General features: G+C 55.4%; 23 protein-coding genes, 2 tRNA genes and 3 rRNA genes. 25 read left to right on the forward strand and 3 right to left on the reverse strand.

Going from position 1 to position 25,613, the window contains the following annotated elements; all coding sequences use genetic code 11:
* Positions 1-35: 35 nt before the first annotated feature.
* The gene (gene fliE, locus AC1Q5W_RS12730; RefSeq protein WP_492644983.1) at positions 36-353 is read right to left on the reverse strand and encodes a flagellar hook-basal body complex protein FliE; all 318 of its coding nucleotides are present in this window, start codon (positions 351-353) and stop codon (positions 36-38) included.
* 172 nt (positions 354-525) lie between these two features.
* Here fliE and fliF point away from each other — a divergent pair, with 172 nt between their 5' ends.
* The 13 genes from fliF (at position 526) to fliR (ending at position 11,520) form a co-directional block, all read left to right on the forward strand.
* Positions 526-2,214, forward strand: coding sequence for a flagellar basal-body MS-ring/collar protein FliF (gene fliF / locus AC1Q5W_RS12735; RefSeq protein ID WP_492644984.1), 1,689 nt, complete (start codon positions 526-528; stop codon positions 2,212-2,214).
* Positions 2,215-2,235: 21 nt separating this feature from the next.
* Positions 2,236-3,237 (forward strand): flagellar motor switch protein FliG, encoded by a 1,002-nt coding sequence (fliG, locus tag AC1Q5W_RS12740; protein WP_492644985.1) that lies wholly within the window; start codon positions 2,236-2,238, stop codon positions 3,235-3,237.
* Positions 3,237-3,935: a FliH/SctL family protein gene (locus AC1Q5W_RS12745; RefSeq protein ID WP_492644986.1), complete on the forward strand. Its 699-nt coding sequence runs from the start codon at positions 3,237-3,239 to the stop codon at positions 3,933-3,935. Before fliG ends, AC1Q5W_RS12745 begins: the two co-directional genes overlap by 1 nt.
* The gene (gene fliI / locus AC1Q5W_RS12750) at positions 3,925-5,340 is read left to right on the forward strand and encodes a flagellar protein export ATPase FliI (protein ID WP_492646158.1); all 1,416 of its coding nucleotides are present in this window, start codon (positions 3,925-3,927) and stop codon (positions 5,338-5,340) included. Before AC1Q5W_RS12745 ends, fliI begins: the two co-directional genes overlap by 11 nt.
* A 24-nt stretch (positions 5,341-5,364) precedes the next feature.
* Positions 5,365-5,832: a flagellar export protein FliJ gene (locus AC1Q5W_RS12755; protein ID WP_492644987.1), complete on the forward strand. Its 468-nt coding sequence runs from the start codon at positions 5,365-5,367 to the stop codon at positions 5,830-5,832.
* On the forward strand, positions 5,829-7,187 hold the full coding sequence (locus tag AC1Q5W_RS12760; RefSeq protein WP_492644988.1) for a flagellar hook-length control protein FliK: 1,359 nt from the start codon (positions 5,829-5,831) through the stop codon (positions 7,185-7,187). The genes AC1Q5W_RS12755 and AC1Q5W_RS12760 overlap by 4 nt, the downstream gene beginning before the upstream one ends.
* Positions 7,188-7,297: 110 nt before the next feature.
* Positions 7,298-7,876 carry a flagellar basal body-associated FliL family protein gene (locus AC1Q5W_RS12765; RefSeq protein ID WP_492644989.1) on the forward strand — a complete coding sequence of 193 codons (579 nt, stop codon included), beginning with the start codon at positions 7,298-7,300 and terminating at the stop codon, positions 7,874-7,876.
* A gap of 21 nt (positions 7,877-7,897) precedes the next feature.
* Positions 7,898-8,902 carry a flagellar motor switch protein FliM gene (gene fliM, locus AC1Q5W_RS12770; RefSeq protein WP_492644990.1) on the forward strand — a complete coding sequence of 335 codons (1,005 nt, stop codon included), beginning with the start codon at positions 7,898-7,900 and terminating at the stop codon, positions 8,900-8,902.
* Positions 8,892-9,338 (forward strand): flagellar motor switch protein FliN, encoded by a 447-nt coding sequence (gene fliN / locus AC1Q5W_RS12775; protein ID WP_492644991.1) that lies wholly within the window; start codon positions 8,892-8,894, stop codon positions 9,336-9,338. The genes fliM and fliN overlap by 11 nt, the downstream gene beginning before the upstream one ends.
* Positions 9,339-9,407: 69 nt before the next feature.
* The gene (locus tag AC1Q5W_RS12780) at positions 9,408-9,662 is read left to right on the forward strand and encodes a flagellar biosynthetic protein FliO (RefSeq protein ID WP_492646159.1); all 255 of its coding nucleotides are present in this window, start codon (positions 9,408-9,410) and stop codon (positions 9,660-9,662) included.
* A 36-nt stretch (positions 9,663-9,698) separates the two neighbouring features.
* A complete protein-coding gene (gene fliP / locus AC1Q5W_RS12785; RefSeq protein WP_492644992.1) occupies positions 9,699-10,454 on the forward strand; it encodes a flagellar type III secretion system pore protein FliP in 756 nt (251 codons plus the stop codon).
* Positions 10,455-10,469: 15 nt separating this feature from the next.
* Positions 10,470-10,739, forward strand: coding sequence for a flagellar biosynthesis protein FliQ (gene fliQ / locus AC1Q5W_RS12790; protein WP_492644993.1), 270 nt, complete (start codon positions 10,470-10,472; stop codon positions 10,737-10,739).
* A gap of 13 nt (positions 10,740-10,752) precedes the next feature.
* A complete protein-coding gene (gene fliR / locus AC1Q5W_RS12795; protein ID WP_492644994.1) occupies positions 10,753-11,520 on the forward strand; it encodes a flagellar biosynthetic protein FliR in 768 nt (255 codons plus the stop codon).
* 9 nt (positions 11,521-11,529) lie between these two features.
* On the opposite strand, the gene AC1Q5W_RS12800 is transcribed toward fliR, so the two are convergent.
* On the reverse strand, positions 11,530-12,159 hold the full coding sequence (locus AC1Q5W_RS12800; RefSeq protein ID WP_492644995.1) for a response regulator: 630 nt from the start codon (positions 12,157-12,159) through the stop codon (positions 11,530-11,532).
* The gene (locus AC1Q5W_RS12805; protein ID WP_492704200.1) at positions 12,156-13,250 is read right to left on the reverse strand and encodes a hybrid sensor histidine kinase/response regulator; all 1,095 of its coding nucleotides are present in this window, start codon (positions 13,248-13,250) and stop codon (positions 12,156-12,158) included. Before AC1Q5W_RS12805 ends, AC1Q5W_RS12800 begins: the two co-directional genes overlap by 4 nt.
* A 231-nt stretch (positions 13,251-13,481) precedes the next feature.
* Between AC1Q5W_RS12805 and AC1Q5W_RS12810 the strand changes: the two genes are divergently transcribed.
* From AC1Q5W_RS12810 to rrf, 12 genes are all read left to right on the forward strand, one after another.
* On the forward strand, positions 13,482-13,925 hold the full coding sequence (locus AC1Q5W_RS12810) for a hypothetical protein (RefSeq protein WP_492644997.1): 444 nt from the start codon (positions 13,482-13,484) through the stop codon (positions 13,923-13,925).
* A gap of 35 nt (positions 13,926-13,960) precedes the next feature.
* Positions 13,961-14,323: a response regulator gene (locus tag AC1Q5W_RS12815; RefSeq protein ID WP_492644998.1), complete on the forward strand. Its 363-nt coding sequence runs from the start codon at positions 13,961-13,963 to the stop codon at positions 14,321-14,323.
* 47 nt (positions 14,324-14,370) lie between these two features.
* Positions 14,371-16,473, forward strand: a complete 2,103-nt coding sequence (locus AC1Q5W_RS12820) for a chemotaxis protein CheA (protein WP_492644999.1) — start codon at positions 14,371-14,373, stop codon at positions 16,471-16,473.
* A gap of 25 nt (positions 16,474-16,498) precedes the next feature.
* On the forward strand, positions 16,499-16,987 hold the full coding sequence (locus tag AC1Q5W_RS12825) for a chemotaxis protein CheW (protein ID WP_492645000.1): 489 nt from the start codon (positions 16,499-16,501) through the stop codon (positions 16,985-16,987).
* A gap of 72 nt (positions 16,988-17,059) precedes the next feature.
* Entirely contained in the window at positions 17,060-17,914 is an 855-nt protein-coding gene (locus tag AC1Q5W_RS12830) for a CheR family methyltransferase (protein ID WP_492645001.1), read from the forward strand.
* A gap of 62 nt (positions 17,915-17,976) precedes the next feature.
* Positions 17,977-18,678: a chemoreceptor glutamine deamidase CheD gene (gene cheD, locus AC1Q5W_RS12835; protein ID WP_492645002.1), complete on the forward strand. Its 702-nt coding sequence runs from the start codon at positions 17,977-17,979 to the stop codon at positions 18,676-18,678.
* Between the two features lie 9 nt (positions 18,679-18,687).
* Positions 18,688-19,782, forward strand: coding sequence for a protein-glutamate methylesterase/protein-glutamine glutaminase (locus tag AC1Q5W_RS12840; protein ID WP_492645003.1), 1,095 nt, complete (start codon positions 18,688-18,690; stop codon positions 19,780-19,782).
* Between the two features lie 374 nt (positions 19,783-20,156).
* Positions 20,157-21,691: ribosomal RNA gene (locus tag AC1Q5W_RS12845) — 16S ribosomal RNA — on the forward strand.
* A 98-nt stretch (positions 21,692-21,789) separates the two neighbouring features.
* Positions 21,790-21,866, forward strand: a tRNA-Ile gene (locus tag AC1Q5W_RS12850).
* A 26-nt stretch (positions 21,867-21,892) separates the two neighbouring features.
* A tRNA-Ala gene (locus AC1Q5W_RS12855) sits at positions 21,893-21,968 on the forward strand.
* A 338-nt stretch (positions 21,969-22,306) separates the two neighbouring features.
* Positions 22,307-25,187 (forward strand): 23S ribosomal RNA (locus tag AC1Q5W_RS12860).
* A gap of 140 nt (positions 25,188-25,327) precedes the next feature.
* Positions 25,328-25,440 (forward strand): 5S ribosomal RNA (rrf, locus tag AC1Q5W_RS12865).
* The 16S, 23S and 5S rRNA genes sit together here with 2 tRNA genes alongside, the layout of an rRNA operon.
* Positions 25,441-25,613: the final 173 nt, after the last annotated feature.

Here is a 25,613-nt window from a genome sequence, read left to right on the forward strand (position 1 = left end):
CGGATTGGGAGGGGCGTTGAGTGCCGTCTAGCGCCTTAGACCTGCATGTTCATGATATCGGTATAGGCTTGCACCATGCGGTTGCGCACATGCAGCGTGGCCTGGAACCCGATTTGTGCCTTTTGGATGGCGACCATGGTTTCTTCCAGACTGACGTTGGGGTTTTCCATTTGTACCTCGCGCTGGAGCCGTGTGGCGTCGTTCTGCGCGGCACTCACCGAATTCAGGGCGCTTTTGAGGGCGCCCGAGAACCCTCCGCCTACGCCTTCGGCTGCAGCGGAGGTGCTGGGCCGTACACCCGCGCCGGGGCGGATGGTGGTGGGCATTGAGACTGGGGTGAGTTTGAGATCCATATCGGTCTCCCTTGTTAATTAGGGTGCAGCGATCGTATAACCCAAGACATTTGCCTATTATTTTGAATTGGCGGGTAAACCAGGTGCTTATTACCCTAATGTTTTTGGAGGCGAGCCGAATAATCAATCCCATTCATGGGGCAATCCGTGCCCCGTTGTACTGGAAAGCAAGATGTCTGCAGTTGTCACTATCCCGGTAAATCCCACTATTGCCCAGCGTTTGGCAGGGCTGGACCAAGGTCAGCGCCTGCGGTTGGCCCTGGGCGTGGTGCTCTTTGTGGCAATCGGCGTGGTCGGGCTGGTCATGGGGCGTCAGGCAGAGTGGCGGGTGCTGTACTCCAACCTGGCGGACAAGGATGGCGGAGCCGTGATTACCCAGTTGACTACCTTGAATGTTCCCTACAAGTACACCGAAGGCGGTGGCGCCATATTGGTCCCTGCCGACCGGGTGCACGATGTCCGGCTGAAGTTGGCTTCGCTGGGATTGCCCAAGGGCTCGGTCAACGGGTTCGAGATGATGGAGGCCAACCGTTTTGGCATGACCCAGTTCCAGGAGCGTCTGACGTTCCAACGTGGCCTGGAAGGCGAGCTGACCCGCTCTATTCAGGCCCTCTCGTCCGTGCAGAATGCGCGGGTGCACCTGGCGCTGCCCAATCAGAATGGCTTCTTTCGTGAACAGCAGAAACCCTCCGCTTCCATCTTGCTGAGTTTGCATCCGGGTCGGACCCTGGACCGTGCCCAGTTGGCGGGTATCGTGCATCTGGTGGCCTCCAGCGTGCCGGAGATGGCGCCTTCGGCGGTGAGTGTGCTGGATGACACCGGGAAACTGCTCTCCGCGGCCCCGGACGGCTCTGGCGGCGCACTGGGCGGTGACGCAGAGCAGCTTCAGCATGTGCAGCAGATCGAGCAACTCTACAGTCGCCGGATTCTGGATATTCTGGAGCCCATCGTCGGCAAGGAGAATGTCAAAGCCCAAGTGACTGCGGAGCTGGATTTTTCGCAGACCGAGTCCACCACCGAATCACACAAGCCTAACCAGACGCCTGAATCCAGTGCCATCCGCAGCCAGCAGGTAGTGGAGAGTACCAATGGCGGCAATGCTGCCCCTCCTTCGGGCGTGCCGGGGGCCACCACCAACCAGCCGCCGGCGCAGGCCTCGGCGCCCATCAATGGGGCGGCCCAACCCCTGGCCGCGGCGGGTCAGTCGGCAGCCGGGGCTGCGTCAACGGGCGCATCCAAGCGTGAATCCATCGTCAATTACGAGGTGGATAAGACCGTACGGGTGGTGAAAGGCGCTACCGGTGTCATCAAGCGCATCAATGCGGCAGTGGTGGTGAACAACCAGGTTGTCACCAATGACAAGGGCAAAACCACCAGTACGCCGCTGTCAGACGCGCAGGTCGAGAAAATGACGGCATTGGTGCGCGAAGCGGTGGGTTTCAACAAGGATCGGGGTGATTCCGTCAATCTGGTGAACGCCGCATTCGTGGCCGACAAGGTTGAAGTGGTGGATGTTCCCCTGTGGCGCCAACCTGAAGTGGTCGATATGGCGCGCAGCTTTGCCTGGCCTGTGGGGACGCTGTTGTTGGGGGCGCTTGTCCTGCTGGGCGTGATTCGGCCAGCCATGAAGACCCTGGCGCAGCCGGCCCGCGTTACTGCAGCGCGCACCAACCAGCTCGATGCGGTGGAGGGTGACCAGCCGGACCGGCCCCAACTCAGCGCGCCGGCCATCAATAATGAACCGGCCCAACCGAGCCCGGGAGAGTTGCGACTGGAAGATGCCCGGAAACTGACACGTGACAACCCCGCCGCCGTGGCCAACATTGTCAAGGCGTGGATGAACGGCGAGGTGCCGACCTGACGGCTGGCGCAAAATAACACCATGGCACAAGACAACGGTTTACAAGACGCGGCAATTCTGATGATGTCTCTGGGCGAGGCCGAGGCATCGGAGGTATTCAAGCACCTGTCTCCCAAAGAGGTTCAGAAGCTCGGGGAAACAATCGCCAAGACGACCCAGATCACGCGTGAGCGGGTCGATGAGGTGGTCGACAAATTCACGGGGGTTGCGGCCTCGCAGAGCTTGCTGGTTTCCAATTCGGGTGACTATGTCCGTTCGGTGTTGAAGCTGGCGTTGGGCGATGACAAGGCGGCACTGCTGATCGATCGCATTTTGCAGGGGGGTGACGTTTCCGGCATTGAGAGTCTGAAATGGATGGATCCGCTGTCGGTGGCCGAATTGTTGCGCAACGAGCACCCGCAAATCGTGGCCGCCATTCTGGTGCACCTGGACTACGACCAGGCTGCCGATGTGTTGAAGAACCTGACCGAGCGTCAACGCAATGAGGTCATGCTGCGCGTTGCCACGATGGAGGGTATTCAGCCCACGGCACTGAAAGACCTCAATGAAGTCCTGTTCAAGGTGCTGGCGGGTGGAGACAAGATCCGCAAGTCGTCGTTGGGTGGGGTGAAGACGGCCGCCGAAATGATCAATTTGCTGGGCACGGTTATTGAGGGGACGGTCATTGAGTCTATTCGCAACCATGATGCGGATCTGGCGCAGAAGATCATGGACAAGATGTTTGTGTTCGATGACGTGATGAAACTCGATGACAAGGCCATCCAGATGGTGCTGAAGGAAGTGACTTCGGATGTTCTTATTGCCGCGCTCAAGGGCGCGCAGCCGGAACTCAAGGAACGCATCTTTGCCAACATGTCGTCCCGCGCGGGCGCGTCCTTGCGGGAGGATCTGGAATCGCGTGGTCCCATGCGTTTGTCCGAGGTGGAAGCGCAGCAGAAAGAGGTTCTCAAGATTGTGCGTCGCTTGGCCGACGAAGGGCAAATTGTGCTCGGTGGCGGAGGTGGCGACGACGCCATGATCTGATGACCCGTTCGAATAACCGTTTTATCCCTGGCGAAGAAATCGGCGCGGTGGCCGACTGGAATTTTTCAGCCGTCGACCAGAGCTCGGCGCGTTTTGCAGCCAAGCTCAAGGCGCAGGCCATGGCGGAGGAGCAAGCCCGGGACGAGGAGGTCCGGCAGGCAGGGTACTCAGAGGGGTACGCGCAGGGGTTTGCACAGGGGCATGCCCAGGCTACGCTGGAAGGCCAGCGTCTGATCAACGAATACGTCGAGACGCAAGGCGCGCAGGCGGCCCACAATTTCGGACAGATCTTTGCATCCGCTCAAGCGCAGCTTGCCGAGTCGGAGCAGGTGATGGCAAAGGGCGTCCTGGAACTGGCCTGTGAACTTGCGCGCCAGGTGCTGCGCCACGAGTTGTCGGCAAACCCCAACGCGCTGCTGCCTGTCGTGCGGGAGGCGCTTGGTGTGCTGGCGGCGGACAGCAAGGCGGCAGTGGTGCGCATGAACCCATTGGATATGGATGTTCTGGCAGAGGGACTGCGCCAGGAGTTTGAGGGGTTGTTGCTGACTTTGCTGGCCGATGGCGCTATCACCCGGGGCGGTTGTCTGGTGGAGTCGGCCGGAACCGTGGTGGATGGCACGTTGGAGAAACGCTGGTCACGTGTGGTGGCCAGCCTGGGGCTGGAGTCGTCCTGGGAGGTTCCCGATGATGTCCACTGACGCCGGTACCAAATGGCAGGACTTCCTGGCGAATGCCCGCTCCAGCGTGGCGCAGGACAGCGCGCTGGAGGTGCGTGGCACCCTGACCCGATTGGCAGGGCTGGTGCTGGAAGCCACGGGAATCCGTGTGCCAGTGGGCTCGCAATGTGTGGTGACGATGAAGTCACGCCCTCCGGTGCTGGCCGAAGTGGTAGGGTTTTCAGGCGACCGGGCATTTTTGATGCCGGCGGGGGATGTCCATGGACTGTCCAGTGGCGCCAGTGTGGCGCCGGCCGCCGCGTATGTGCCGGTCCCCCGATTGGGGGAGCCCGCGCCCGTCGATGCCGGCGCCGATGCGGGCATGCTGCGCTTGCCCTTGGGCGATGGGCTATTGGGACGGGTGGTCGATTCTCAAGGGATTCCGATGGATCGCCTGGGGCCCATTGCCGATGTGACGTCCAGACCACTGGACCGCAAACCCATCAATGCCATGGACCGGGCTCCGGTGCGCGAGTCGCTGGATACCGGGGTGCGCGCGATCAATGCCTTGCTGACCATCGGACGCGGTCAGCGGATTGGACTTTTTGCCGGTTCCGGCGTGGGTAAGAGCGTGTTGTTGGGCATGATGGCGCGTTACACCCAGGCGGATGTGATCGTAGTCGGCTTGATCGGTGAGCGGGGGCGTGAAGTCAAAGAGTTCATCGAGGATATTCTGGGAGCAGAGGGCCGGGCCAGGTCTGTGGTGGTGGCGGCTCCTGCGGATGCCCCGCCGCTGCTGCGCATGCAGGGTGCTTCGTACGCCACGGCCATTGCAGAAAGCTTTCGCGACCGTGGTCAGCATGTGCTTTTGCTCATGGATTCGTTGACCCGTTATGCCATGGCACAACGGGAAATTGCATTGGCTATTGGGGAGCCTCCCGCGACCAAGGGGTATCCACCTTCCTGTTTTGCCAAGTTGCCACAGTTGGTGGAGCGCAGTGGTAATGGCTTGAATGGGGTGGGGTCGATTACCGCTTTTTACACGGTGCTTTCGGAGGGCGATGATCAACAGGACCCGATAGCCGATGCCGCAAGGGCCATTTTGGATGGCCACATCGTGCTGTCTCGTACCCTGGCTGAAGCGGGACATTACCCTGCGATTGACATAGAGCAATCCGCTTCCCGGGTTATGCACAACGTGGTGTCACGTGAGCATTTTGAGTTGGCACGGCGGTTCCGCGCGGTGTATTCCAAATACGAAAAAGGACGGGATCTGATCCAGATTGGTGCGTATGCCCAGGGTTCTGATCCGGCGCTGGACGAGGCCATCCTCTTGCATGATGGGATGGAGCAGTTTTTGCAGCAGGACATGCAGGAAAAGGCGGCCATGGACGGTGTTCTGGACGCCTTGACTTCAACTGTTTTTCCCCAGGTGGAGGTCGCATGACACAGCTAGTTCCGCGGGTGGCCCATGGCTGAGTTGCGAAGCATTCAGCTGGCGATTGAGCACGCCACACGCCAGCGGGATGAATTGGTCAAGGCCGCGACGCGGGCAAAACGTAATGTGGGATTTGCTGAGGATCAGATGGCGCAACTGCAGGGGTACGCGACAGAAACCGATTCCCGATGGACCGGGGCGGCGCCTGGGGTGCTGTCCGCCGAGTTGATCCGCCACCATTACCAGTTCATGGATCGGCTGCAGCAGGCCATTGGCATGCAGTCCGGTGTATTGGCCAACAGTCGTCGGCAATTGGAGTTGGCCAACAAAACGTTGTTGCAGGCGGAATTCCGTCTGTCGGGCTTAAACCAGATTCTTAAAACGCGTCAGGCCGCTTTGTTGCGCAAGCAAGAGCGGCGTGAGCAGCGACAGACGGACGAATTTGCGGCAATGTTGCATACCCGTGCCAGGGCGTCGGCAGTGAGTGGAGAGACAAAATGACAATTGAAACAGGTCCTGCGCCAACCGGCAGCAAGTCGTCCGGGGTTAGCCATGCAACCGGCGCCAAAGGAAAGACGGATGCGGTGGGAAAGTCCAACGCTGGTGTGCCGATCGGGTTCATGGCGGTCTTGGCTGCGATGGACACTACCTCGGTCGCCGCCGAACCTGTTGCCGCGGATAGCGAGACACTACCCGTGTCCGGCGAGGCCAGCACTACGACGGGACCTGTCGCCATGTCCGGTATGCCTTTCCTGTCGGGTTTCAACTTTGCACCTGCGGCTCCGCTGTCCACGAATGCAGAGGGCGTCGCGGATATGGCGGGTGCAGAGACTGCGTCGCCAGGGCCGACCTTGGCGGGGGCGGATTCGAGCATGGGCACGGTGCCTGTGCTACCGGCGTTGAGCAGTGCGGACGTGGTGTCTACGGTGTCCATGGATCCGGCGGCTCTGGTGGCGCAGACTCTGCAAGCCGCTGCGGCTCCCACGGAGCAGCGCGTTAGCACAACGGACGACACCCAGGCATCAACCTCTGTTGAGGGCGTGCCTGCAGGGGCGAAGCCGGTGCGGGCCGCCGCCGCGCCAGCGGCTGTTCCGGCGTCGCGTGATTTCACGGGGGACGCTGCGCCGGAGGCCGTCCGAAAAATCGCTGGCAAACCATCAGACGCAAGCGCGAGGCAGGCGCCATCTGACGCCATGCAGACGAATTTGGCAAAATCCAGCGTCCAGTCAGATGCCAAGGCGCAGGATTTCATTCAACGGGTCTCCAGCCCGCAGGCCACGCCTGTGGCCCTGGAATTGGCAGTTGCCAACATTGCAAGCCCTTCACGGCGTGAAGACCACCTGTCTGAACGCTCCATTTTTAAGCCGGGCGGCGCGGAAACAACCTATGCGCAGCAGCAGCCCGCCACGGAGTTGGCTGTTAATGCACCGGTTGTGGGGTCGTCGGATGCTGTTTCTCCGACGGACACTTTTGTAGCGGAGCAGATTTCCTATTGGATTTCGAACGACGTGCAGAACGCCGAAATGAAGCTCGATGGCATCGGAGATACTCCCGTGGGAGTGAGTATCAGCATGCACGGAAACGAGGCCCATGTGACTTTCCGTACGGACGAGTTGCAGGCGCGTGAGGCGTTGGAAAATGCCAGCCTCCATTTGAAAGACCTGCTGCAGCGGGAGGGCCTTGTTTTGGCCGGGGTATCCGTTGGAACGTCTGGTGCAGGTGATTCCGGGGGGCAGGAGCATCGACCCCGGCAAGGTGCGAAAGTTGCCACAGTGGTGTCCACGGCGGTGCGGCCGATGGATCGGCACCCTGTCCAAGGTGGTGTGGCTGGGCGTGCGTTGGATCTTTTTGTCTAGCGCGCGTAATTTGTACCAAAATCGCTGCTAGCGGCCGGTTTGACTGGCTTTATTTGCGGTTTAGGCCACTCTGATGTGGCGAATAATGGTTAGCCTTATAAGGAAATGTTGTGTCAGCGAAACCTGAAACTGTTGAAGTGGCCAAGGCGCCCGCCAAGAACAAGAAAGTGCTGCTCATCATTGTTGGGGCAGTTCTGGTGTTGATCTTGGGCGGTGGCGGCGCGTTTTTCTACGTCAGCAAGCAGCGGGCTGCCGCGCAAGACGGTGAAGAGGGCGGATCGGGCAAGTCGGCACATACTGCGCCCAAGGCGCCTCCCATTTACCTGCCTCTGGACACCATGGTGGTGAACTTGGCAGATCCCGGAGGGGAAAAAGTAGTTCAGGTGGGTATCACGCTGGAAGTGAGTGACTCCCATGCCTCTGACAAGGTTAAAGCCTATTTGCCCACTATTCGCAGCGGTGTCCTCATGCTTATTTCGCAGAGAACTTCCGAAGAGTTGCTGAAGCAGGAAGGCAAGGAAAAGCTGGCGAAGGATATTCTTCGCCTGGCGTCGGTTCCTTTTGGCGGTAGTGCCGCGGGGCGCGATGAAAAGACGGGTTCTGCCAGTAAAAAGGATTCCGACAAGAAGGAAGCCTCTGTCGAGTACCCTGTGGTGGGTGTATTGTTTTCAAGCTTTATCGTCCAATAACGATGTTGCGAGTGCCTATTTATGAGTGAGTCGTTTCTTTCCCAGGAAGAAGTTGACGCCCTTCTTGAAGGCGTAACGGGCGAAAGCCAGAAAACCGTTGAAGAAGCGGCGGAGCATGGCGAAGTCCGTTCGTACAACATCTCCAGCCAGGAGAGAATTGTGCGTGGGCGTATGCCCACCATGGAAGTGGTCAATGAACGGTTTGCGCGGAATCTCCGTGTCGGACTGTTTAATTTCATACGCCGCAGTCCGGAGATATCGGTAGGGCCCGTTGCGGTGCAGCGGTACAGCGCGTTTCTGCGTGAACTGGCAGTGCCGACCAATTTCAACATTGTGGCGATTCGCCCGCTACGTGGGAGCGGCCTGATCGTATGCGAACCCGCACTGGTATTTGGCGTGATCGATACCCTGTACGGAGGAATCGGCAAATTCCAGACCCGGATTGAGGGGCGGGATTTTTCCGCCACGGAACAGCGGGGTATCAATCGTCTGGTGGACGTGATCACCACGGAATACAAGAAGGCATGGAAAGGCATCTATCCGCTGGAACTGGAGTACCAGCGGTCCGAGATGCAGCCGCAGTTTGCCAACATCGCGACACCTAGCGAAATTGTGATTGCGACTTCCTTCCAGCTTGAAATTGGCGACATCACCGGGGCCATTCACTTTTGCTTTCCCTACTCCACACTGGAACCCATCCGGGATGTGCTCTACTCGTCTACCCAGGGCGATTCGATCGAAGTCGATCGCCGTTGGGTGAACGTGTTGACGCGGGAAATTCAGGCGGCGGAGGTGACGCTGGTGGCAGAGTTGGCGCGCGCAGACGCGACGGTTGAACAGCTGCTGGCCATGAAAAAGGGCGACTTTATCGAACTCGATCGGGAGCCTAAGATTCAGGCGTCTGTGGACGGCGTTCCAATTTTCGAGTGCCAATATGGCACGCACAACGCCAAGTACGCCATTCGCATAGACAAAGCTTTGCGTGGCAATGACCAAAACTGGTTGGGAGATAGAAATGGCATCTGAAGATAAACCCGGTGAAGCGGCCGCCGATGACGGTATGGCCGACTGGGCGGAAGCCCTGTTGGAACAAAAAGCGAATGACTCTGCTGCGGCTGACGGGCAGGGTGGGGTGTTGACAGGCGATACACCCAAGCCGTTTTCTTCCACGTCCGGCGGAGGGGGAGATGGCCCCGTCAGCGACATCAATATGGTGCTGGATATTCCGGTACAGCTGTCGGTTGAACTGGGACGCACCAAAGTCCCCATCAAGCACATTTTGCAGCTCGGTCAGGGCTCGGTGGTTGAACTGGATGCGCTGGCAGGTGAGCCCATGGATGTACTGGTCAACGGCTACCTGATTGCGCAGGGGGAAGTGGTCGTGGTGAATGACAAGTTCGGCATTCGCCTGACGGACGTTGTTACGCCGTCCGAGCGGTTGCGCCGCGTCAGCAAGGGTTGACGCCCTGTGGTGTCCCAATCCCTGATCCCGGTTGGGATATTTCTGGCGTTGCTGGTGTGCTTGCCTTTTATGGTGAAGTGGGTCAAGCGCCGCTCGGAAATAGGGTCGCGAGAGTTGGGTGGGCAGGCCCGCTTTATTTCGGCTGTGGCGGTAGGTCCGCACCAAAGAGTGGTTACAGTCGAAGTCGGACCGGATGGCGCACGGGTTTGGTTGACCTTGGGTGTAACCTCCCAGGCAATTACCTGTCTGCACACTGCACCTGTTGAAGCATCTCTTCCCGCGGTTGGTGGCGGGGCCTCCGTGCAACAGGTCGCGGCGGTGTGAGCACGGGGTGTTGGTATGTATAACTGGGGGGGTCGCTTGAACGGGGTTGGTTTGCTTGGCAAAGGTTTTATAGGGCTTGTTGCAGTTTTGCTGCATGGCGCTGCCAGCGCCCAGGCTGCAGGGCAGTTACCTTTGCTGGTAGGGACCGGGGGATCGGGTGTCAGTTTTTCGGTCCCGGTCCAGACGTTGGTGTTTTTCACGGCGCTGTCGTTTTTGCCGGCGATCTTGTTGATGATGACTGGGTTTACCCGAATCGTCATTGTTTTATCGCTGCTGCGGCAGGCACTGGGCACCCAGTCTGCGCCGCCCAATCAGGTTATTGTGGGGCTCTCGTTGTTTTTGACTTTCTTTGTCATGGGGCCCACTTTTGACCGCGTCTATGCCGATGCCTATGTGCCTTACACAAACAATGCCATTTCTTTTGAGCAGGCGCTGGAAAGGGCGGAGGCCCCGATTCGGAACTTCATGGTGAAGCAGACCCGGCAGTCGGATTTTTCTCTGTTTGCCAAACTGGCCAAGCTCGCGCCGGATATCAAGCCGGATACGGCTCCCATACGGGTCTTGGTGCCGGCATTTGTGATCAGTGAACTGAAGTCGGCGTTTCAGATCGGGTTCATGATCTTCATCCCATTTCTGGTCATTGATATCGTGGTGGCCAGCGTATTGATGTCTCTCGGCATGATGATGCTGTCGCCGGTGCTGGTGGCGCTGCCGTTCAAGCTGATGATTTTTGTGCTGGCAGATGGCTGGAACCTGCTGATTGGTTCGCTGGCAGCCAGCTTTGTCAATTGAGGAGCGCATCGAACCATGAACGCACAAATGGTTTTGACAATGGGGCAGGACGCTCTATTGATGCTGTTGATGGTGTCATCACCTGTTTTGGGTGTTGCTTTGGTGGTGGGGCTGTTGGTGAGCTTGTTTCAGGCCGTGACACAGATCCATGAGGCTACGCTCGCTTTTGTTCCCAAGCTGATTGCCGTTATTGCCGTATTTGCCATTGCCGGCCCCTGGATGTTGACCATGCTGGTGGAGTACATCCGCCGGACATTTGAGGCTATTCCCGGATCCGTCGTGTGATTGGGGGTATCGGTTGATTTCCATTACTGAGGCGCAACTTGCGGCATGGATTTCGCCGATATTCTGGCCCTTCTTGCGTGTGCTGGCCGTGTTTACCACTGCTCCGGTGTTTTCTTCTCGGGCCATTCCGCTGAGAGCCAGAATTGCATTGGCCTTTCTGATTGCGCTGGCGACACAGGCGAGCCTGCCCGCCATGCCAGTTATCGGGTTCAACGATCCCCAGGCGCTGGGCGTAGTGATTCAACAAGTCGGTGTTGGATTGGCGATCGGGTTCGCTGTCCGGTTGGTATTTTCGGCCGTAGAGTTGGCCGGAGAAGTAGTGGGCTTTCAGATGGGTCTGAACTTTGCCGCATTCTTTGACCCGACCATCAATGCCCAGTCCAGTGCCGTTGCCCGGTTTTTCGGGCAAATGACATCGCTGCTTTTTCTTGCGATGAATGGGCATCTCATGGTGCTTCTGGCGATCAATCGCAGTTTCCAATCGTTTCCCATTGACCAGAATTTCCTGGAGACACTGGCACGCATGAAGTTGTACCGACTGGGCGCGGATGTATTTGCCAGCGCCTTATGGATTGCACTTCCCATGGTGGGCATGCTGATGTTTGTCAATTTGGCGCTGGGCATTATTTCCCGTGTTGCGCCACAGATGAATATCTTTGCAGTGGGATTTCCTGTGACCCTGATGGTGGGCTTGATTGGCATTGCGACAACCTTGCCGATGCTGGATCAGCCTTTTATGGCGATCATGGAGCGAGCCATTGAGATTTTTGTCAACAACTAGGAGTCCGGCTCAAACCAGGCCATTCCGAATGGCGTAAACCGTGAGCTCGGCGTTGTTGGTCAGCTTGAGTTTCTCCAAAAGCCGCGACCGGTAGACACTCACGGTTTTCGGGCTGAGCATGAGTTCTTCCGCAATGTCGGAGAGACGTTTCCCAGAGGCAATTTTGAGTAACGTCTGCAACTCGCGTTCTGACAAGGCCGCATGCAGGGCCTCTTCGCTCGGTGAGGCCAGATTCTCAACCAGCATTTCGGATATGGCGGGTGTCACGTACTTGCGGCCGTTGGCCAGCGTACGCACGGCAGTGATCAATTCTGTGGGGTCCCCTGCCTTGTTGAGGTAACCGTATGCGCCTGCGCGCAAGCACCGAATGGCATATTGATCTTCTGCGAACATGGAAACCACCAGAACCCGGATCGGTGAATTGGCCTCGCGCAGACTGGCCAGGACCTCAAGCCCACCTCGTCCCGGCAAGTTCAGGTCCAGTAGCAGCACATCGCAGGGCGTTGTACGCAATACTTCCCGGACCTCGGCATAACTGCCCGACTCGGCAACAACCTGTATGTCGACCGCGTCTGCCAGAGTGTCGCGGATGCCGCGCCGGACCATTGCATGGTCATCGCAAAGAACCACTTTTATCACTGAAACTGTTCCTCCAATGCGTCATGGCTGCTATCCCCTGTGGGCCCTAACGGCACGGACAGGATGATGGACGTGCCTGTGCCTTCGCGTGTACTGATATCCAGCCAGCCGCCAACCGTTTTTGCCCGCTCCTGCAGGCCGCGCAATCCGAATGCTTCGGTCTTTGCCATCTCCTGCCTGGACATTCCTTGGCCGTTATCGGTGATTTCCAAAGTCAGGACGTTTTCTGCATCCGATAGCTCAATATGGACCTGGCTGCAGGCTGCATATTTGGATATGTTCGTCAACGCTTCCTGCGCCGTTCGGTACGCGGTCAACTGGATGTCCTTTCGTGGGACGAGGTGCTCGTTATTGGTCCGCAGGTATGTTTTGACCCCCGTGCGTTTTTCGAAGCTGGTGGCCAACCACTGGATGGCCGCAAAGAGGCCCTGATCAAGAATGGATGGCCGCAGGTTCATCATGATGCGTTGACTGGCGCCAATGGCATGTTGCAGCATCTCGATGGCAGCTTGCACGTGGGCTTCAACGGTGGCTTCGGTTTGATGCCTAGATATCCAGGCCAAGTCGAGTTTTGCTGCGGCCAGAGAGCCGCCGATATCGTCATGGATCTCGCGGGCGATAACGGCACGTTCCCTTTCGATGGCGGCTTGCAAATAGCTGGCAAATTCCGCCAGGCGTTTCTCTGAGAGCGCAAGTTCCCGGTTGGCCTTTTCCTTTGCGGCATGGGCTTGGCACACTTCCAGAGCCCTTTTGATCACACGCTCGAGCCGTTCCAGATCGTCTTTGTGCAAATAGTCGCTGATGCCCGAATGTATGGCCGATACCGCGGCAGCTTCGCCGATCGTCCCTGAAAGCAATATGAATGGCGGGCGGACACTGTTTGTTGGCAACGCGGACCAAGCATCGAGGGCGGTAAAGCCAGGAAGCCGATAGTCGGCAAGAATCAGGTCAAATGCGGAATGGTTGACCATTTGTGTAAACGCTTCAAGCGTTTCCACGCGAGTGATTTCAAAGTTGAAGTTCGCCTTTTTCAGCGCACGGCAGACCAGTTGGTGATCCAGCAGCGAATCCTCCAGATGGAGGACTTTCATGGGGGTTACGGAGGGATTGTGTTCCATGTTCAACGCTATCATTGTGGCGGATTATGAGGGCCAGATGGGCAATACTTGGCGTTTCGACCCCGGCGCAGACCGTTTGGACGGCTGTCGATATCTCCCCCATGCTTCAAGATTCCTGCTAACCTAGGCGCATGCAGGATTCCCGGTTGCTGGTGCGGGGCGGGCGCTGATTGACGTGAAGAGCGGTTTTTAGGACAAATGACAATGCAACCATCATTGACAACGCCGAGTACGCCGGTTGTGCAAGTGCCTGTCATGCTCGTGGCGGAGGTCCAGGACGCCTTGCTTGTGGTCGTGCATGATCTGACGCGCCTGGATGATCTGCTTGCACACGCCATGGAAAACCTAATGGAGCGTTTCACCAGTGCGAGCGCCAATCTTGCCGAGCCCGCACTCATGGACTCCCGTGAGCTTGATGACGTTCGTAGCACGTTGCGGGCTGCGGTTACGGAATTGCAGTTCCAGGATATGGCGTCGCAGCTGATTTCCCACACTTCAAAAATCTTGCAGGGATGTGCCTACCGGCTGGCTTCTGAATCCATGGGGTCTGAAGATGGGGAGGCGGTTCCTTTCGTGGAAGAGGTCCCGGAGCGCCCCAATCCGGTAACGCAAGACGAAATGGACGCAGGGTCCATTGAGCTTTTCTGAAAAAAACGATCAAACTGAACTAGTCGGAGTTTCTAATGCCTTTAATTCTTGCCGTTGACGATTCGCCATCCATGCGAAAGATGGTGACATTTACCTTAACTGGTGCTGGGTACCAAGTGGTAGAGGCTGTGGACGGGGTGGATGCCTATGAAAAGGCGCAGGCGCAAGCGTTTGACCTAGTCCTGACGGATCAAAACATGCCACGTTTGGATGGCTTGGGGTTGACGCGGAAATTGCGTGATCACCCCCAGTTTAAGATGACTCCCATTCTGGTTTTGACAACAGAATCCAGTGATTTGATGAAGCAGGCGGGGCGTGCAGCTGGCGCTACCGGGTGGCTGGTAAAGCCTTTTGATCCGGCTCGCTTACTGGATGTAATTAAGAAAGTCATTCGCTGATTGGCGGTCTGGTGACTTGACTGAACGAATATAGAGGAGAGCTAGGCATGGCTGATACGCATCAAGACAGCGGCGGCGGGGGTGGCGATTTTGACCTAACGCAGTTTTATCAAATATTCTTTGAGGAAGCTGGCGAGAATCTGGATTTGATGGAGCAAATGTTGCTCAATCTGAATCTAGATACTGCGGACGACGAGGAACTGAACGGGGTATTTCGCTGTGCTCACTCGGTTAAGGGGGGGGCTGCCACGTTCGGGTTTTCTGACGTGGCTGAACTAACCCACCAAATGGAGTCGTTGCTGGACAAGCTGCGTCGCCATGAATTACAGCCCAATGCGGCCATGGTGGATGTGCTGCTAGAATCCGCTGATGCCTCGCGTAGCCTTTTGGCGCGCCACCAGGCCGGTGGTGAGGGCGAAGCGCTGCCGACGGCAGATTTGGTTCGACGAATCAGCATCTTGGCTTCTGGCGGATCTCCCGCTGTTGTGGCTCCGCCTGCTGCGGCGCCGGTTGTCCCCGCCACTGTTTCTCCACCGCCACCACCGCCGGCTGTGGTGGCCGCTTCCCCGGAAGATCATTCCATCCGGTCTTTGGAAATACGTTTTGGACCCTTGGAGCACATCGAACAGGCGGACGCGGTTCAAGAGCTGTTCCGCGATATTCCCGGACTTGGTGAAATTGCCATTCTTCCGTCCGATAGCAAGGACGTGCGTGTTTTCACGGTCAAAACAGCTTCCTCCGATGAGGATTTGCTGGATTTGTTCGCCTTTCACGTTGCCAGGGATCACATCGCGATCAAAGAGTTGCATTCTGCGGCGGTAGAGGTTGCAACCAGCTACGCGGATGACCCGCCTCCCGGCGCGCCTTTGGCGCCGGCACCGGGTTATGGATTCTTTGATGGATCCCCTGGCGCTCCCGCTTTGGATGCCGGAGCCAAAACCAAGGTTCCCGTTAAGGCGGCATCTGCTGGCCCCGCTGCGCACGCCGAAACTGCGACCATCCGCGTAGCCATCAGCAAGGTCGATCAGTTAATTAATTTGGTCGGAGAGTTGGTGATTACCCAAGCGATGCTTGCACAAAACAGCCGAGCATTAGACCCTGCCGTTCACCAGCAGTTGCTGGCTGGGTTGGCGGATCTGGACCGGAATACACGTGATTTGCAGGAATCGGTGATGTCGATCCGGATGATTCCGATGTCGATTGTGTTTAGTCGCTTCCCCCGGATGCTCCGCGATCTAGCCAGTAAATTGGGCAAGAAGGTCGACTTTGTTACCCAAGGGGAAGCCACCGAACTTGACAAGGGTTTGGTTGAAAAAATCACTGACCCCTTGACGCATCTGGTCCGTAACAGTTGCGATCACGGGGTTGAATTGCCGGCGGAACGCTTGGCTGCAGGGAAGCCTGAAACGGGGACGATCACACTGTCTGCCGCCCACCAAGGGGGCTCGATTGTGATTGAGGTCCGGGATGATGGTAAGGGCATGTCGCGTGAAAAAATTCTGAATAAAGCCCGTGAGCGCGGGTTGGACGTCTCCGATCAAATGTCAGACAACGATGTCTGGCAGCTGATTTTTGCACCAGGATTCTCCACGGCAGAGGTCGTGACCGATGTGTCCGGCCGTGGCGTTGGCATGGACGTTGTCAAAAGGAACATTGCGGCGCTCAATGGCTCGGTGGAGATTGACTCTGTCGAAGGCCGCGGCATGAAGGTTTCCGTGCGGTTGCCGTTGACGCTTGCCATCATGGATGGCATGTCGGTGGGAGCGGGTGACGAGGTATACATCCTCCCGCTGTCTTCCGTAGTGGAGTCCTTCCAGGTGAAGGCAGATGCGGTGAGCACAGTTGGGCAGGGCTCCCAACTGGTGAAAGTTCGCGATGAGTACATGCCGGTGATTGAGTTGGAGAAGATATTCCAGATTCCCCGATTTGACTCTCAGAAAACGAGCGACATCATGGTTGTTGTCGAGGCTGACGGAAGTCGCGTCGCTTTGCTGGTTGATGAACTCTTGGGGCAGCAGCAGGTGGTGGTCAAGAATCTGGAGTCCAACTATCGCAAGGTGCCCAATGTTTCGGGGGCCACAATCTTGGGCGACGGTAAAGTGGCGCTCATTCTGGACACCGGTGCTTTAGTGCGCCGCTCTCGGCATTGATACCGTCGCAACGAAGGAGTGCAACATGGGCGTGATGGAAAAATTTGATGAGCTGGCGTCTTCGGGGGCGAGGGAGTACCTGACTTTTCGTCTGGATCAGGAAGAGTACGGTATTGATATTCTGAAGGTGCAAGAAATCCGGGGATATGAACCGCCGACCCGGGTGGCTAACGCTCCCAATTTCATCAAGGGTGTTGTCAACTTGCGGGGCACAATTGTTCCCATTGTCGATATGCGACTGAAGTTCAATTGCTCCAAGGCGGAGTACGACAGCTTCACGGTCGTCATTATTCTGAACCTGGGGAACCGGATTGTAGGGATTGTGGTGGACTCCGTCAGCGATGTTATGGAGTTGCCACCGGAAAGCCTGAAAGCTGCGCCGGAGTTGGATAGCGTCATTGATAGTGGATCCGTGCTTGGACTGGGCTCCTTGGGGGACAGAATGTTGATCCTCCTCGATATTGAACGACTTATGTCAGCGCCTGACATGGGATTGGTCGGAGCGTCTGATTGATGTTGTTGGGTTTGAGTTTGTGCCCGTGTAAACCTTGTGAAGATGAAAGTGCGGTAGCGAGTGGCTCACACAATGAGTTCGTCTGAAGGTGCAATGAATGCCGGGCCGGCGGGCATGCAGGATCGTGAGTTTGTCTGGACTAGTGCAGATTTCGACCGGGTCCAGGCGATGATATACAAGCGGGCCGGAATTAGCTTGCATGATGGAAAACATGCAATGGTCTACAGCCGGTTGTCCAGGCGGCTTCGCGACACCGGGCATCAAAGCTTTCGTGACTATTTGACTTGGGTGGAGTCAACAGATGGGCCTGAGTGGCAAGAGTTTGTCAACGCTTTGACCACTAATCTGACATCATTTTTCCGAGAACAACACCACTTTGAAATCTTCGAAGATTATTTGAAGTCCAAACCAACGGGAACTTCTTGGCGAGTCTGGTGTAGTGCCGCCTCAACCGGCGAGGAGCCGTATTCCATCGTGATGGCTGCAATGGAGGCCCTGGGGGCGCGGGCCAATTTTTCTTTGATGGCTAGTGATATTGATTCCAAGGTTCTGGCTACTGCCGCACGGGGTGTATACCGACTGGACGGTATGAAGGGAATTGACGCAGGCCGGATGCAGCGTTTCTTCTTGCGGGGGAAGGGCTCTAATGAAGGGATGGCAAAAATTAAGCCAGAGTTATCCCAGTTCATTGAGTTTTTGATCGTGAATTTGATACACGATGATTGGCCCTTCAAGGAGCCGTTCGATGTCGTGTTCTGTAGAAATGTCATGATCTACTTTGATGCCCCCACTCAGCGCAAGGTGCTTGAGCGCATACATCGGGTTATGAAGCCCGGAGCATTGCTGTTTGTCGGACATGCCGAGAATTTCAGCGATTCCCGTGATCTGTTTGTCTTAAAGGGGAAAACAGTTTATGAGCGACGCTAGTAGCACCTTCTTTGCGTCCAGAGACGCGATGGTGTTGGCTTCTAACCAATGTCAGTAGCCACATGAATTCGCCCGTGTTCGCGTATGGATCGTCTGTCGGTAGTGCTGCGGGGGGCGGGGGCGCTAGGGTTTTGGCGAGTGGCCGGGTTTCCCGAATCGATCAGTTGAAAGCGTTGCCCCGCAAGCCGGGCGAGGCTTCTTTTTTTTATGCGGATCATCATTTCCAATATGACGCTGTCAAGGTACTCCCGGGTGAGTACTTTGTTTCCAGCGAAGACATTGTTGTGATGACCGTTTTGGGGTCTTGTATTGCCGCGTGCATATGGGACGGTAAAGCACGCATTGGTGGCATGAACCACTTTATGTTGCCGGATGGAGATGGTGCGGACGGAGCGGGGCGTTACGGCTCTTATGCCATGGAGTTGTTGATCAATGAAATGTTGAAACTTGGTGCTCGGCGCGAGACGATGCAAGCGAAGGTATTCGGTGGAGCGCAAGTGATGGCGGGTTTTACAACCATGAACGTGGGCGAGCGCAATACGCAGTTTGTACTGGACTATCTGTCTACTGAGCGCATTCCTGTCGTATCGCAAGATGTGCTTGATATCCACCCCCGTAAAGTGTGTTTCTTTCCGGCTACCGGTAAAGTACTGGTCAAGCGTCTGGCCCACTCGCATCCGGAAACTCTTGCTGTCGAGGAGCGACGCGGAAATGCTGCCATTGTTGCGAAGACCACTGCAGGTGGTTCTGTAGATTTGTTTTGAGGGTGTCGCTTGAAGAAAATTCGTGTTGTAGTTGTTGACGATTCGGCTTTGGTGCGCAGCTTGCTGGCGGAAATTATTGGCCGTCAACAAGATATGGAATGTGTTGGTACGGCCAATGACCCGCTTATTGCCAGAGAGATGATTCGGGATCTGAATCCCGATGTCATCACGTTGGATATCGAAATGCCCAAGATGGACGGCATCGATTTCCTGGGGCGACTGATGCGTCTGCGCCCAATGCCTGTGGTGATGATCTCGACCCTGACCGAGCGCGGAGCCGAGGTGACTATGCGCGCGTTGGAGTTGGGGGCGGTGGATTTTGTCGCCAAGCCGCGCATTGGGCTGGCGGACGGTATCAATGAGCTGGCGGGACAGATCGTTGAAAAGATCCGGATTGCCGCGGCTGCGCATGTTCGGCGTGCAGCGCAACCAGGCACCAGTGGTGCGGCGAGTGCCAATGGCGTGTCTACCGGGGAGAGATTGCCCGATCCGGTAGCTATCGGGCGCGTGTCGACTGAGAAGTTGATTTGTATCGGTGCGTCGACAGGAGGGACGGAAGCAATCAAGGAAATTTTGATGCATATGCCGGCCGATGCGCCGGGCATAGTCATTACACAGCACATGCCGCCAGGTTTTACAACCAGCTTTGCTGCCCGACTGAATGGGCTTTGTCAAATTACGGTTCAGGAAGCCGTTAATGGCGCACGTATTCTTCCAGGGCATGCTTACATTGCTCCAGGTGGGAAGCAGTTCCGTATCGATAGAAGTGGGGCGAATTACATCTGTGTAGTGGAAGATGGGGAGTTGGTCAACAGGCATAGGCCTTCGGTTGAAGTGCTGTTCAAGTCTGCCGCGCGCGTCGTGGGGCGAAATGCTTTCGGCATCATGCTTACCGGAATGGGCAATGATGGCGCAAAAGCGATGAAGGAGATGAAGGACGCCGGTAGCTACAACTATGTGCAAGATGAAGCATCTTGTATTGTGTTTGGAATGCCTCGGGAAGCAATTCTTCATGGGGCTGCGGATGAGGTCTTGCCGTTGACGCGAATCGCAGGGGCGTTACTGAGCAAATTGAGCGGATCGGGGGATCGGTACCGCGTCTAGCAATGTGGTTATGAAATAGTTCGCCAAGGCTTGGAAAGTTGTGCCATAATTGAAGGCTTCGCTAGAAACGCTGACTCAGATGGAGAAGCTAGCGAGTCAAAAAACACAAAAGATTTTTTGACTGACAGTTGAAAACTGTGTCATAATCGAAGGCTTCGCTGATCACAGCAAGCTGCAACGAAAGACGGAAGTCTGGTGGTTGCAAGGAAGATCGTTAAAAATATACAGCCGATAAGCGTGGGCGTTTGAAGGCAATTGCCAAGTTCTTCGGAACTAAGTCTTAACTGACTTACAAACGCTCATGAGAATAGAAGTGAAGTTCACTTCAATTCCGTTTTTATGAGTTGCTCGAAAGAGCGAAAAAATTCAAGATCGAACTATAGAGTTTGATCCTGGCTCAGATTGAACGCTGGCGGCATGCCTTACACATGCAAGTCGAACGGCAGCACGGGAGCAATCCTGGTGGCGAGTGGCGAACGGGTGAGTAATATATCGGAACGTGCCCAGTCGTGGGGGATAACGTAGCGAAAGCTACGCTAATACCGCATACGATCTATGGATGAAAGCGGGGGATCGCAAGACCTCGCGCGATTGGAGCGGCCGATATCAGATTAGCTAGTTGGTGGGGTAAAGGCCCACCAAGGCGACGATCTGTAGCTGGTCTGAGAGGACGACCAGCCACACTGGAACTGAGACACGGTCCAGACTCCTACGGGAGGCAGCAGTGGGGAATTTTGGACAATGGGCGCAAGCCTGATCCAGCAATGCCGCGTGCAGGACGAAGGCCTTCGGGTTGTAAACTGCTTTTGTACGGAACGAAAAGGTCTGCCCTAATACGGCGGGCTCATGACGGTACCGTAAGAATAAGCACCGGCTAACTACGTGCCAGCAGCCGCGGTAATACGTAGGGTGCAAGCGTTAATCGGAATTACTGGGCGTAAAGCGTGCGCAGGCGGTTTTGTAAGACAGATGTGAAATCCCCGGGCTCAACCTGGGACCTGCATTTGTGACTGCAAAGCTAGAGTACGGCAGAGGGGGATGGAATTCCGCGTGTAGCAGTGAAATGCGTAGATATGCGGAGGAACACCGATGGCGAAGGCAATCCCCTGGGCCTGTACTGACGCTCATGCACGAAAGCGTGGGGAGCAAACAGGATTAGATACCCTGGTAGTCCACGCCCTAAACGATGTCAACTGGTTGTTGGGTCTTCACTGACTCAGTAACGAAGCTAACGCGTGAAGTTGACCGCCTGGGGAGTACGGCCGCAAGGTTGAAACTCAAAGGAATTGACGGGGACCCGCACAAGCGGTGGATGATGTGGTTTAATTCGATGCAACGCGAAAAACCTTACCCACCTTTGACATGTACGGAAGTTGCCAGAGATGGTTTCGTGCTCGAAAGAGAACCGTAACACAGGTGCTGCATGGCTGTCGTCAGCTCGTGTCGTGAGATGTTGGGTTAAGTCCCGCAACGAGCGCAACCCTTGTCATTAGTTGCTACATTTAGTTGGGCACTCTAATGAGACTGCCGGTGACAAGCCGGAGGAAGGTGGGGATGACGTCAAGTCCTCATGGCCCTTATAGGTGGGGCTACACACGTCATACAATGGCTGGTACAAAGGGTTGCCAACCCGCGAGGGGGAGCTAATCCCACAAAGCCAGTCGTAGTCCGGATCGTAGTCTGCAACTCGACTACGTGAAGTCGGAATCGCTAGTAATCGTGGATCAGAATGTCACGGTGAATACGTTCCCGGGTCTTGTACACACCGCCCGTCACACCATGGGAGCGGGTTCTGCCAGAAGTAGTTAGCCTAACCGCAAGGAGGGCGATTACCACGGCAGGGTTCGTGACTGGGGTGAAGTCGTAACAAGGTAGCCGTATCGGAAGGTGCGGCTGGATCACCTCCTTTCTGGAAACTGCAATTAAATTTGAACGCTCACACTTATCGGTTGTTGGAAGGTTGTCGCTGACGGCTATGCTCTGTGCCTGGTCTTAGGTGACCGGCTTGGGTCTGTAGCTCAGTTGGTTAGAGCACCGTCTTGATAAGGCGGGGGTCGTTGGTTCGAGACCAACCAGACCCACCATTGTCGTCCAACGTCCTTCTGGTTTTGGGGGTGTAGCTCAGCTGGGAGAGCGGCTGCTTTGCAAGCAGTAGGTAGCGGGTTCGAGTCCTGTCACCTCCACCAATCTTTCGATTTCTTATCTGACACATGGTGTCCAACACCAAAGTTGCTTCGCAAGAGGCGGCTTTGTTGTTGATCGGGATTACCGGATCAATCGGCTGTTCTTTAATAATTTATAGAGTTTAATCAGCGTTGCTAGCGGAAAGTGCACATTCGTAAAGGTTTAGTGCACACCGTGCCGCTAGCGACAATTTTGATTGCGTCAAAATGAATATCAGACTTCACGTTTGAAATTCGAGTTATTCAAGTTAAATTGAATACGGCATAACGCGTCAGGTGAAAGACCTGACAAACATTCCTTGAAAACAACTTTAGTTTCGCAAGAAACATCAAAGTTATAGGGTCAAGTGAATAAGAGCACATGGTGGATGCCTTGGCAATGATAGGCGACGAAGGACGTGATAGCCTGCGATAAGCTTCGGGGAGCTGGCAAATTAGCTTTGATCCGGAGATTTCCGAATGGGGAAACCCACCCTTTGGGGTATCGCATACTGAATACATAGGTATGCGAGGCGAACCGGGTGAACTGAAACATCTCAGTAGCTCGAGGAAAAGACATCAACCGAGATTCCGAAAGTAGTGGCGAGCGAAATCGGAGAAGCCTGCAAGTGATAGCACAAGACATAACGGAACAGTCTGGAAAGGCTGGCCATAGCGGGTGATAGCCCCGTACGTGAAATGACCTGTGTGGTACTGAGCTTGCGACAAGTAGGGCGGGACACGAGAAATCCTGTCTGAATATGGGGGGACCATCCTCCAAGGCTAAATACTCATCATTGACCGATAGTGAACTAGTACCGTGAGGGAAAGGCGAAAAGAACCCCGGGAGGGGAGTGAAATAGATCCTGAAACCGTGTGCTTACAAAAAGTAGGAGCCTCGCAAGGGGTGACTGCGTACCTTTTGTATAATGGGTCAGCGACTTACATTCAGTGGCAAGGTTAACCGAATAGGGAAGCCGTAGAGAAATCGAGTCCGAATAGGGCGTCCAGTCGCTGGGTGTAGACCCGAAACCAAGTGATCTATCCATGGCCAGGATGAAGGTGCCGTAACAGGTACTGGAGGTCCGAACCGACTAGTGTTGCAAAACTAGCGGATGAGCTGTGGATAGGGGTGAAAGGCTAAACAAACTTGGAAATAGCTGGTTCTCTCCGAAAACTATTTAGGTAGTGCCTCAAGTATTACCGTCGGGGGTAGAGCACTGTTTTGGCTAGGGGGTCATGGCGACTTACCAAACCAATGCAAACTCCGAATACCGACGAGTACAGCTTGGGAGACAGAGCACCGGGTGCTAACGTCCGGACTCAAGAGGGAAACAACCCAGACCGCCAGCTAAGGTCCCTAAAATTGGCTAAGTGGGAAACGAAGTGGGAAGGCTAAAACAGTCAGGATGTTGGCTTAGAAGCAGCCATCATTTAAAGAAAGCGTAATAGCTCACTGATCGAGTCGTCCTGCGCGGAAGATGTAACGGGGCTAAGCCAGTTACCGAAGCTGCGGATTTGCAATTTATTGCAAGTGGTAGGAGAGCGTTCTGTAAGCCTGTGAAGGTGGTGGTGTAAACCCTGCTGGAGGTATCAGAAGTGCGAATGCTGACATGAGTAGCGTTAAAGGGGGTGAAAAGCCCCCTCGCCGTAAGCGCAAGGTTTTCTACGCAACGTTCATCGGCGTAGAGTGAGTCGGCCCCTAAGGCGAGGCAGAGATGCGTAGCTGATGGGAAACAGGTCAATATTCCTGTACCGATGTGTAGTGCGATGTGGGGACGGAGAAGGTTAACTCAGCCAACTGTTGGACATGTTGGTTCAAGCTTGTAGTCGTGCCTGGTAGGCAAATCCGCCGGGCTTAGATGAGGAGTGATAACGAGTCTGCTTGCAGACGAAGTGAGTGATACCCTGCTTCCAGGAAAAGCCACTAAGCTTCAGCTACACACGACCGTACCGCAAACCGACACTGGTGCGCGAGATGAGTATTCTAAGGCGCTTGAGAGAACTCAGGAGAAGGAACTCGGCAAATTGACACCGTAACTTCGGAAGAAGGTGTGCCTTTAGTAGGTGAAGTCCCTCGCGGATGGAGCCCAATGAGGTTGCAAAAAATCGGTGGCTGCGACTGTTTATTAAAAACACAGCACTCTGCAAACACGAAAGTGGACGTATAGGGTGTGACGCCTGCCCGGTGCTGGAAGATTAAATGATGGGGTGCAAGCTCTTGATTGAAGTCCCAGTAAACGGCGGCCGTAACTATAACGGTCCTAAGGTAGCGAAATTCCTTGTCGGGTAAGTTCCGACCTGCACGAATGGCGTAACGATGGCCACACTGTCTCCTCCTGAGACTCAGCGAAGTTGAAATGTTTGTGATGATGCAATCTCCCCGCGGAAAGACGGAAAGACCCCATGAACCTTTACTGTAGCTTTGTATTGGACTTTGAACAGATCTGTGTAGGATAGGTGGGAGGCTTTGAAGTAGGGTCGCTAGATTCTATGGAGCCAACGTTGAAATACCACCCTGGTGTGTTTGAGGTTCTAACCTAGGTCCATTATCTGGATCGGGGACAGTGCATGGTAGGCAGTTTGACTGGGGCGGTCTCCTCCCAAAGCGTAACGGAGGAGTTCGAAGGTACGCTAGTTACGGTCGGACATCGTGACGATAGTGCAATGGCATAAGCGTGCTTAACTGCGAGACTGACAAGTCGAGCAGATGCGAAAGCAGGACATAGTGATCCGGTGGTTCTGTATGGAAGGGCCATCGCTCAACGGATAAAAGGTACTCTGGGGATAACAGGCTGATACCGCCCAAGAGTTCATATCGACGGCGGTGTTTGGCACCTCGATGTCGGCTCATCTCATCCTGGGGCTGTAGCCGGTCCCAAGGGTATGGCTGTTCGCCATTTAAAGAGGTACGTGAGCTGGGTTTAAAACGTCGTGAGACAGTTTGGTCCCTATCTTCCGTGGGCGCTGCAGATTTGAGGAAGCCTGCTCCTAGTACGAGAGGACCGGAGTGGACACACCTCTGGTGTATCGGTTGTCACGCCAGTGGCATTGCCGAGTAGCTAAGTGTGGAAGAGATAACCGCTGAAAGCATCTAAGCGGGAAACTCGTTTCAAGATGAGATCTGCCGGGGCCTTGAGCCCCCTAAAGAGTCGTTCAAGACCAGGACGTTGATAGGTCGGGTGTGGAAGCGCAGTAATGCGTTAAGCTAACCGATACTAATTGCTCGTGCGGCTTGACCCTATAACTTTGATCGTTAGATCAAGGAAGTTATGCCAAGTTGACGCATTCAAAATATCCAGTGCAAGCTGGATCGTTAAATCGAAGCTGATTAGCTCTATAAATTAGTCCTCTTGACTGCGTCAAGAAGACAAAAAGTTATGCCTGACGACCATAGCGAGGTGGTACCACTCCTTCCCATCCCGAACAGGACAGTGAAACGCCTCTGCGCCGATGATAGTGCGGATCCCCGTGTGAAAGTAGGTCATCGTCAGGCTATTACAGCAAAACGCCCCGTCGTGTGACGGGGCGTTTTTTTTAAAACTCCAAGAAAGAGTTTTAAAGAAAACGCAAAAAAGCGTGCTACAATTCAAGGCTTCGCTGATCACAGCAAGCTGCAACGAAAGACGGAAGTCTGGTGGTTGCAAGGAAGATCGTTAAAAATATACA

This window comes from Rhodoferax sp. MLSD5-FHT05B10, from assembly GCF_058793415.1.

Excerpts from the sequence above, each read along its gene's own strand:
- fliE (WP_492644983.1), bottom strand. The coding sequence starts at position 353 with ATGGATCTCAAACTCACCCCAGTCTCAATGCCCACCACCATCCGCCCC.
- fliF (WP_492644984.1), top strand. The coding sequence starts at position 526 with ATGTCTGCAGTTGTCACTATCCCGGTAAATCCCACTATTGCCCAGCGT.
- fliG (WP_492644985.1), top strand. The coding sequence starts at position 2,236 with ATGGCACAAGACAACGGTTTACAAGACGCGGCAATTCTGATGATGTCT.
- AC1Q5W_RS12745 (WP_492644986.1), top strand. The coding sequence starts at position 3,237 with ATGACCCGTTCGAATAACCGTTTTATCCCTGGCGAAGAAATCGGCGCG.
- fliI (WP_492646158.1), top strand. The coding sequence starts at position 3,925 with ATGTCCACTGACGCCGGTACCAAATGGCAGGACTTCCTGGCGAATGCC.
- AC1Q5W_RS12755 (WP_492644987.1), top strand. The coding sequence starts at position 5,365 with ATGGCTGAGTTGCGAAGCATTCAGCTGGCGATTGAGCACGCCACACGC.
- AC1Q5W_RS12760 (WP_492644988.1), top strand. The coding sequence starts at position 5,829 with ATGACAATTGAAACAGGTCCTGCGCCAACCGGCAGCAAGTCGTCCGGG.
- fliM (WP_492644990.1), top strand. The coding sequence starts at position 7,898 with ATGAGTGAGTCGTTTCTTTCCCAGGAAGAAGTTGACGCCCTTCTTGAA.
- fliN (WP_492644991.1), top strand. The coding sequence starts at position 8,892 with ATGGCATCTGAAGATAAACCCGGTGAAGCGGCCGCCGATGACGGTATG.
- AC1Q5W_RS12780 (WP_492646159.1), top strand. The coding sequence starts at position 9,408 with ATGGTGAAGTGGGTCAAGCGCCGCTCGGAAATAGGGTCGCGAGAGTTG.
- fliQ (WP_492644993.1), top strand. The coding sequence starts at position 10,470 with ATGAACGCACAAATGGTTTTGACAATGGGGCAGGACGCTCTATTGATG.
- AC1Q5W_RS12805 (WP_492704200.1), bottom strand. The coding sequence starts at position 13,250 with ATGAAAGTCCTCCATCTGGAGGATTCGCTGCTGGATCACCAACTGGTC.
- AC1Q5W_RS12810 (WP_492644997.1), top strand. The coding sequence starts at position 13,482 with ATGCAACCATCATTGACAACGCCGAGTACGCCGGTTGTGCAAGTGCCT.
- AC1Q5W_RS12815 (WP_492644998.1), top strand. The coding sequence starts at position 13,961 with ATGCCTTTAATTCTTGCCGTTGACGATTCGCCATCCATGCGAAAGATG.
- AC1Q5W_RS12820 (WP_492644999.1), top strand. The coding sequence starts at position 14,371 with ATGGCTGATACGCATCAAGACAGCGGCGGCGGGGGTGGCGATTTTGAC.
- AC1Q5W_RS12825 (WP_492645000.1), top strand. The coding sequence starts at position 16,499 with ATGGGCGTGATGGAAAAATTTGATGAGCTGGCGTCTTCGGGGGCGAGG.
- AC1Q5W_RS12830 (WP_492645001.1), top strand. The coding sequence starts at position 17,060 with ATGAGTTCGTCTGAAGGTGCAATGAATGCCGGGCCGGCGGGCATGCAG.
- cheD (WP_492645002.1), top strand. The coding sequence starts at position 17,977 with ATGAATTCGCCCGTGTTCGCGTATGGATCGTCTGTCGGTAGTGCTGCG.